General features: G+C 64.7%; 8 protein-coding genes. All 8 read left to right on the top strand.

Going from position 1 to position 6095, the window contains the following annotated elements; all coding sequences use genetic code 11:
• A partial coding sequence (gene ribBA / locus NFX52_RS29075) for a bifunctional 3,4-dihydroxy-2-butanone-4-phosphate synthase/GTP cyclohydrolase II (protein WP_252635954.1) occupies positions 1 to 1095 on the top strand: 1095 nt, incomplete at its 5' end.
• Between the two features lie 5 nt (positions 1096 to 1100).
• Positions 1101 to 1565, top strand: coding sequence for a 6,7-dimethyl-8-ribityllumazine synthase (ribH, locus tag NFX52_RS29070; RefSeq protein WP_055398902.1), 465 nt, complete (start codon positions 1101 to 1103; stop codon positions 1563 to 1565).
• Positions 1562 to 2119 (top strand): transcription antitermination factor NusB, encoded by a 558-nt coding sequence (nusB, locus tag NFX52_RS29065; protein WP_055398903.1) that lies wholly within the window; start codon positions 1562 to 1564, stop codon positions 2117 to 2119. The genes ribH and nusB overlap by 4 nt, the downstream gene beginning before the upstream one ends.
• Before the next feature lie 107 nt (positions 2120 to 2226).
• The gene (locus NFX52_RS29060; protein ID WP_055398905.1) at positions 2227 to 3411 is read left to right on the top strand and encodes a pyridoxal phosphate-dependent aminotransferase; all 1185 of its coding nucleotides are present in this window, start codon (positions 2227 to 2229) and stop codon (positions 3409 to 3411) included.
• A gap of 6 nt (positions 3412 to 3417) precedes the next feature.
• Positions 3418 to 3837 (top strand): tol-pal system-associated acyl-CoA thioesterase, encoded by a 420-nt coding sequence (ybgC, locus tag NFX52_RS29055; protein WP_055398907.1) that lies wholly within the window; start codon positions 3418 to 3420, stop codon positions 3835 to 3837.
• Entirely contained in the window at positions 3834 to 4547 is a 714-nt protein-coding gene (gene tolQ, locus NFX52_RS29050; RefSeq protein ID WP_055398908.1) for a protein TolQ, read from the top strand. Before ybgC ends, tolQ begins: the two co-directional genes overlap by 4 nt.
• Positions 4548 to 4561: 14 nt before the next feature.
• On the top strand, positions 4562 to 4990 hold the full coding sequence (locus NFX52_RS29045) for an ExbD/TolR family protein (RefSeq protein ID WP_252635953.1): 429 nt from the start codon (positions 4562 to 4564) through the stop codon (positions 4988 to 4990).
• Between the two features lie 30 nt (positions 4991 to 5020).
• The gene (gene tolA, locus NFX52_RS29040; protein ID WP_252635952.1) at positions 5021 to 5914 is read left to right on the top strand and encodes a cell envelope integrity protein TolA; all 894 of its coding nucleotides are present in this window, start codon (positions 5021 to 5023) and stop codon (positions 5912 to 5914) included.
• Positions 5915 to 6095 lie beyond the last annotated feature (181 nt).

Raw genomic sequence — 6095 nt, 5'->3', positions numbered from 1 at the left:
ATCTCCCCCGTCGAGGACATCGTGGCCGAGATGCGCGCCGGGCGCATCGTCATCCTGGTGGATGAAGAAGACCGCGAAAACGAAGGCGACCTCGTCCTGGCCGCCGACCACGTGACACCCGAGGCCATCAACTTCATGGCCCGCTTCGGCCGGGGCCTGATCTGCCTGACATTGAGCCGTGAGCGCTGCGAGTTCCTCAAGCTGCCACCCATGGCCGCGCGCAATGGCACGGTGTACAGCACAGCGTTCACCGTCTCCATCGAGGCGGCCGAGGGTGTGACCACTGGCATCTCGGCTGCCGACCGTGCCCGCACCGTGCAGGTGGCGGTGGACCGCAACTCCAAGCCCACCGACCTGGTCCAACCCGGCCACATCTTCCCGCTGCAGGCCGTGGACGGTGGCGTGCTCATGCGCGCAGGCCATACCGAAGCCGGTTGCGACCTGGCCGCCATGGCAGGCTGCAGCCCCGCATCGGTGATCTGCGAGATCATGAAGGACGACGGCACCATGGCCCGCCTGCCCGATCTGCAGCTGTTTGCGGCCGAGCACGGCCTGAAGATCGGCACCATTGCCGACCTCATCGAATACCGCAGCCGCAACGAGTCGCTGGTCGAAAAGGTCGGCACGCGCACGCTGCAGACCGCCTACGGCGAATTTACCGCCCACGCCTTCCGCGACAAACCCAGCCAGGCCGTGCACCTGGCGCTGGTCAAGGGCCAGTGGAGCGCCGACGACGTGGTACCTGTGCGCGTGCACGAGCCGCTGTCGGTGTTCGACGCGCTGGAGGTCAACCGCTCCATGCACTCGTGGGGCCTCGATACCAGCCTGCAATACCTCGTCAAGCAAGGCAAGGGCGTGGCCGTGCTGCTGAACTGCGGTGAAAGCGCCGCCCAGCTGCTGGCGCAGTTTGAAGGCACCGCCCGCGCAGCCCAAGCGCCTGAACGCGGCCGCATGGACCTGCGCACCTATGGCGTGGGCGCGCAGATCCTGCGCGAATGTGGCGTGCACAAGATGGCTCTGATGGGTCAGCCCCGCCGCATGCCCAGCATGGCCGGCTACGGCCTCGAAATCACCGGCTTCATCCCCAAGGAATAAAGAACATGTTTGGCGCAGACAAAGGAACAGCGGACAAGCTGGACGGCAAGAAATTGCACATCGGCATCGTGCAGGCCCGCTTCAACGAGAGCATCACCAACACGCTGGCGGCCGCCTGCCGCGCCGAGTTGCTGGCGCTGGGCGTGCAAGAAAAGCACATCAAGCACGTGCTGGTGCCCGGCGCGCTGGAGGTGCCCGTGGCCTTGCAGGCCATGGCCGAAAGCGATGAATTCGACGCGCTGATTGCGCTGGGCTGCATCATCCGTGGCGAGACCTATCACTTCGAACTGGTGGCCAACGAATCCGGCGCGGGCGTCACGCGCCTGTCGCTGGACTACCAGATCCCGATTGCCAACGCCATCATCACCACCGAAAACGTCGAGCAGGCCATCGCCCGCCAGACCGAAAAAGGCACCGATGCCGCCCGCGTTGCGGTGGAAATGGCCAACCTGCTGGACGAGCTGTCATGAGCGAAAACACCCCCACGCCGTCCTCGGCACGCCCGCCCAAGCAGGCCCGCACCGGGCTCAAGAGCACGGGCACGCGCAAGGCAGCGTCCAAGTCCAACCGCAGCCGCGCACGCGAATTCGCGCTGCAGGCCCTGTACCAGCACCTGGTGGGCGGTAATGCGCCCGAAGCCATCGACGCGTTTACCCGCGATCTGGCGGGCTTTCACAAGGCCGATTCGGTGCACTACGACGCACTGCTGCACGGCTGCATCAACACCGCCGCCGACCTGGATGCGCTGATCACCCCGCTGCTGGACCGCAAAATGGCCGAGATCTCGCCCATCGAGCACGCCACGATGTGGATCGGCGTGTATGAGTTTCAGCACTGCCTGGACGTGCCGTGGCGCGTGGTGCTCAACGAGTGCATTGAGCTGGCCAAAGAGTTTGGCGGCACAGACGGCCACAAGTATGTGAACGCCGTGCTCAACGGCCTGGCCCCCAAGTTGCGCGCGGTGGAAGTGGCCGCCGACAAGGCCTCGGGCGCAATGCCTGGCGCGCCCGCCGACGAAGCCTGAGCGCACCCGCCGAAAGGCTCCCGCGCGTGCAACCCACTGCCACGCACGGGGCCTTCTTTCTTGAGTTTCCGAACAACACCCGACCCGCACGGGCAGGACACCTTCCCATGAAGTTTTCCACGCGCGCTGAGCGCATCGAACCGTTCTATGTGATGGAGGTCGCCAAGGCCGCGCAGGCCCTGGCGCGCGAGGTGGCCGGCACGCGCGAGCCCATGATCTTCTTGAACATCGGCGAGCCCGACTTCACCGCGCCACCGCTGGTGCAGGAGGCCGCCGCGCGCGCCGTGCACAGCGGCGCCACGCAGTACACCAATGCACTGGGCCTGGATGCCTTGCGCGAACGCATCAGCGGCTGGTACCAAAGCCGCTTTGGCGTCAACGTGCCCGCGCGCCGCATCGTGGTCACGGCCGGTGCTTCGGCCGCGCTGCAGCTGGCGTGCCTGGCGCTCATCGAGTCGGGCGACGAGATCCTGATGCCCGACCCGAGCTACCCCTGCAACCGCCACTTTGTGAGCGCGGCCGAGGGCAAGGCCGTGCTGCTGCCCACCACAGCGGCAGAGCGTTACCAGCTGAGCGCCGACAAGGTGCGCGCCGCCTGGGGCGAGCAGACGCGGGGCGTGTTGCTGGCATCGCCATCCAACCCCACGGGTACTTCGATTGCGCCCGATGAGCTGCGCCGAATCCACGACGTGGTGCGTGCGCACGACGGCATCACCATGATCGACGAGATCTACCTGGGCCTGTCATACGAGGAAGAGTTTGGCCACACCGCACTGGCCATCGACGACAACATCATCAGCATCAACAGCTTCAGCAAATACTTCAACATGACCGGCTGGCGCCTGGGCTGGATGGTGGTGCCCGAAGCCATGGTGCCGGTGGTCGAGCGCCTGGCGCAGAACCTGTTCATCTGTGCCAGCACCGTGTCGCAACACGCGGCGCTGGCCTGCTTCGAGACAGAGAGCATTGCTGAATACGAACGCCGCCGCGCCGAGTTCAAGGCCCGGCGCGACTTCTTTATCCCCGCCCTGCAGTCCATGGGCCTTTCGGTGCCGGTGATGCCCGACGGCGCCTTCTACGCCTGGGCGGACTGCACGCAGGCCGCCGAGCGCCTGGGTGTCAGCGGCAGCTGGGACTTTGCTTTTGAGCTGATGCGCCGTGCGCACATCGCCGTGACGCCAGGGCGTGACTTCGGCACGGCCGAGCCAGAACGGTTTGTGCGCTTTTCCACCGCCAACTCCATGGCGCAACTCCAAGAGTCTGTGGCGCGGCTGCGCAGCGTGCTGGGGTAACGCGCGATGGCATTCGAGTTCCCCATCCGCGTGTATTGGGAGGACACCGATGCCGGCGGCATCGTGTTCTATGCCAACTACCTCAAATTCTTCGAGCGCGCTCGCACCGAATGGCTGCGGTCGCTGGGCGTGGGTCAGCAGCGATTGCGGGAACAAACCGGGGGCATGTTTGTCGTAACCGATGCCCAGCTTCGCTACCACCGGCCTGCACGGCTGGACGATGAACTGATTGTTACCGCCGCCCTGCAGGCCTCGGGCCGCGCATCGTTGACAATAGTGCAGCGCGCGCTCCTGAAACCAGAGCAGATGACCGAACAAGCCCCTTTGTTGCTGAGCGAAGGCACCATCCGCATCGGATGGGTTGATGCTGCCACCCTGCGCCCCGCAAGAATTCCGAACACCCTGCTGGAACAACTCTCACCATGAACTCCCAAGACATGTCCATCATCACCCTGGTGCTGCACGCCAGCTGGGTGGTGCAACTCGTGATGCTGCTGCTGCTGGGCGTCTCCGTCGCCAGTTGGGCAGCCATCTTCCGAAAGCTGTTTTCGCTCAAGCGCGTGAAAGCGCTCAATGAGGATTTCGAGCGCGAGTTCTGGTCGGGCACCAGCCTGAACGACCTGTACGCCAGTGCCGCACAAAACGCCAAGCAGGCCGGTCCCATGGAACGTATTTTTGCCAGCGGCATGCGTGAATACCAGAAGCTGCGTGAGCGCCGCATCGTGGACCCCGGCACCCTGCTCGACGGCGCACGCCGCGCCATGCGCGCGAGCTTCCAGCGCGAGATGGATGTTGTGGAGTCGAGCCTTTCATTCCTGGCGTCGGTCGGCTCCGTGTCGCCGTACGTAGGCCTGTTTGGCACCGTGTGGGGCATCATGCACGCGTTCACCGGCTTTGCGGGCATGGAGCAGGTCACGCTGGCCACCGTGGCGCCTGGCATTGCCGAAGCCCTGGTGGCCACCGCGATCGGCCTGTTTGCCGCCATCCCCGCTGTGATCGCCTACAACCGCTTTGCCCGCGACATCGACCGCGTGGCCACGCACCAGGAGACCTTCATCGAAGAGTTCTCCAACATCCTGCAGCGCAATCTGGGCGCCCAGCCCGCACCCGCAGGCCATACGGCCTCGGGCCACTGAGCACGGAGGCCCACATGCCCGCCATGGCATCCCGCGGTCGAGGCCGCCGCACCATCAACGAGATCAACATGGTCCCGTTCATCGACGTCATGCTGGTGCTGCTCATCATCTTCATGGTGACGGCGCCCATGCTGACGCCGGGCGTTGTTGATGTGCCCAGCGTGAGCAAAGGCAAGAACATGCCCAAGGTGGTGGCCCAGGTCATCGTCAACAAGGACGGCACGCTGCAGTTCAAGACGCCCGAAGCCACACGCAGTCTGAACCAGCGCGAGATCGGCGACGCAGCCAGCCGCTGGCAGAAGGCCCAGGGTGCTGACAGCGCCAGTGCCGTGGTCATCAGCGCCGACAAGGGCGTGCAGTACGAAAACGTGGTGAAAGCCATGGATGCCTTGCAAAAGGCGGGCGTGCAACGCGTGGGTCTTTCCGTCAAACAGGGTGGTTGAACCGAACGCACGCCCGCCGCTCTGAAGCCCATGCACGCCCACAACGACCGCGACCAGTTTTCCCCGCCCCGCCCCCCGGCACGCTTGCGCGCCATTTCACTGGCGGTGCTTGTGCATGTCGTGCTCATCGGTGCGCTCACCTGGGGAGTGAACTGGAAGAACAGCGCCGACCAGCCTGCGGTGGAGGCCGAACTGTGGGCTGCGGTGCCCCAGCAGGCCGCACCACGCGCCGTGGAGCCGCCCGACACGCGCGAGGCGGACATCGCCATCGAACGCGAAAAGAAACGCCTGGAGCAGGAGAAGAAGGCGCGCGAGCAGCAGCTGGAACGTGAAAAGCGCGAACGTGAGCGCAAGGAAGACGAACGCCGCGACCGCCTGGAGCAGGAAAAGAAGGAACGCCTGCAAAAGGAAAAGGAAAAAGAAAAGGAACAGCGCGAAAAGCAGCTGGCAGAGCAGAAGAAAGCCGAGCAGGACAAACAAAAGAAGCTGGCCGAAGACAAGCGCAAGGCGGACGAGGCCGCCAAGCGCAAGGCCGATGCGGAGGCCAAACAGCTTGCGGAACAACGCGAAGCCAACCTGCGCCGCATCCAGGGTCTGGCGGGGGCTACGGGCGGCGAGAACGCCACGGGCACAGCCCAGCGAAATGCAGGCCCTTCGGGCGCTTACGGAGGAATGGTGTCCGCCAAGGTCAGACCAAACATCGTCTACCCCGATGCGATCTCAGGCAACCCACGCGCCGAGGTGGAGGTGCGCCTGTCGCCCGATGGCACCATCGTCGGCAAGCGGCTGGTCAAGCCCAGTGGCAACAAGGCCTGGGATGAGGCCGTGCTGCGCGCGCTGGACAAGACCGAGACCCTGCCGCGCGACGTTGGCGGACGAGCGCCTCCCGCCTCCATGATTATTGGATTCAGCCCCCAGGACTGACTCCCAAACCAAAAGCGCCCGGGACCACCGGGCGCTTTTTTTGGCCTTTTTGGCCTCTAGCGCTTGGCGGCCTCAATTCTGAAGTGCAACACCGAGAATTGAGGCCAAGATGACACAGAAGAATTACCAGCAGTTGAGCCAGAGCGAACGCCACGCAATAGCCCTGGGACTGCAGCAAAAG

Origin of the sequence: Acidovorax facilis (assembly GCF_023913775.1) — a bacterium.
GTDB classification, from domain to species: Bacteria; Pseudomonadota; Gammaproteobacteria; order Burkholderiales; family Burkholderiaceae_C; genus Acidovorax; species Acidovorax facilis.
Note: the sequence above shows the minus strand (reverse complement) of the source record. Positions and strands in the feature narration are given on the sequence as shown.

Excerpts from the sequence above, each read along its gene's own strand:
- ribH (WP_055398902.1), top strand. The coding sequence starts at position 1,101 with ATGTTTGGCGCAGACAAAGGAACAGCGGACAAGCTGGACGGCAAGAAA.
- nusB (WP_055398903.1), top strand. The coding sequence starts at position 1,562 with ATGAGCGAAAACACCCCCACGCCGTCCTCGGCACGCCCGCCCAAGCAG.
- NFX52_RS29060 (WP_055398905.1), top strand. The coding sequence starts at position 2,227 with ATGAAGTTTTCCACGCGCGCTGAGCGCATCGAACCGTTCTATGTGATG.
- ybgC (WP_055398907.1), top strand. The coding sequence starts at position 3,418 with ATGGCATTCGAGTTCCCCATCCGCGTGTATTGGGAGGACACCGATGCC.
- tolQ (WP_055398908.1), top strand. The coding sequence starts at position 3,834 with ATGAACTCCCAAGACATGTCCATCATCACCCTGGTGCTGCACGCCAGC.
- NFX52_RS29045 (WP_252635953.1), top strand. The coding sequence starts at position 4,562 with ATGCCCGCCATGGCATCCCGCGGTCGAGGCCGCCGCACCATCAACGAG.
- tolA (WP_252635952.1), top strand. The coding sequence starts at position 5,021 with ATGCACGCCCACAACGACCGCGACCAGTTTTCCCCGCCCCGCCCCCCG.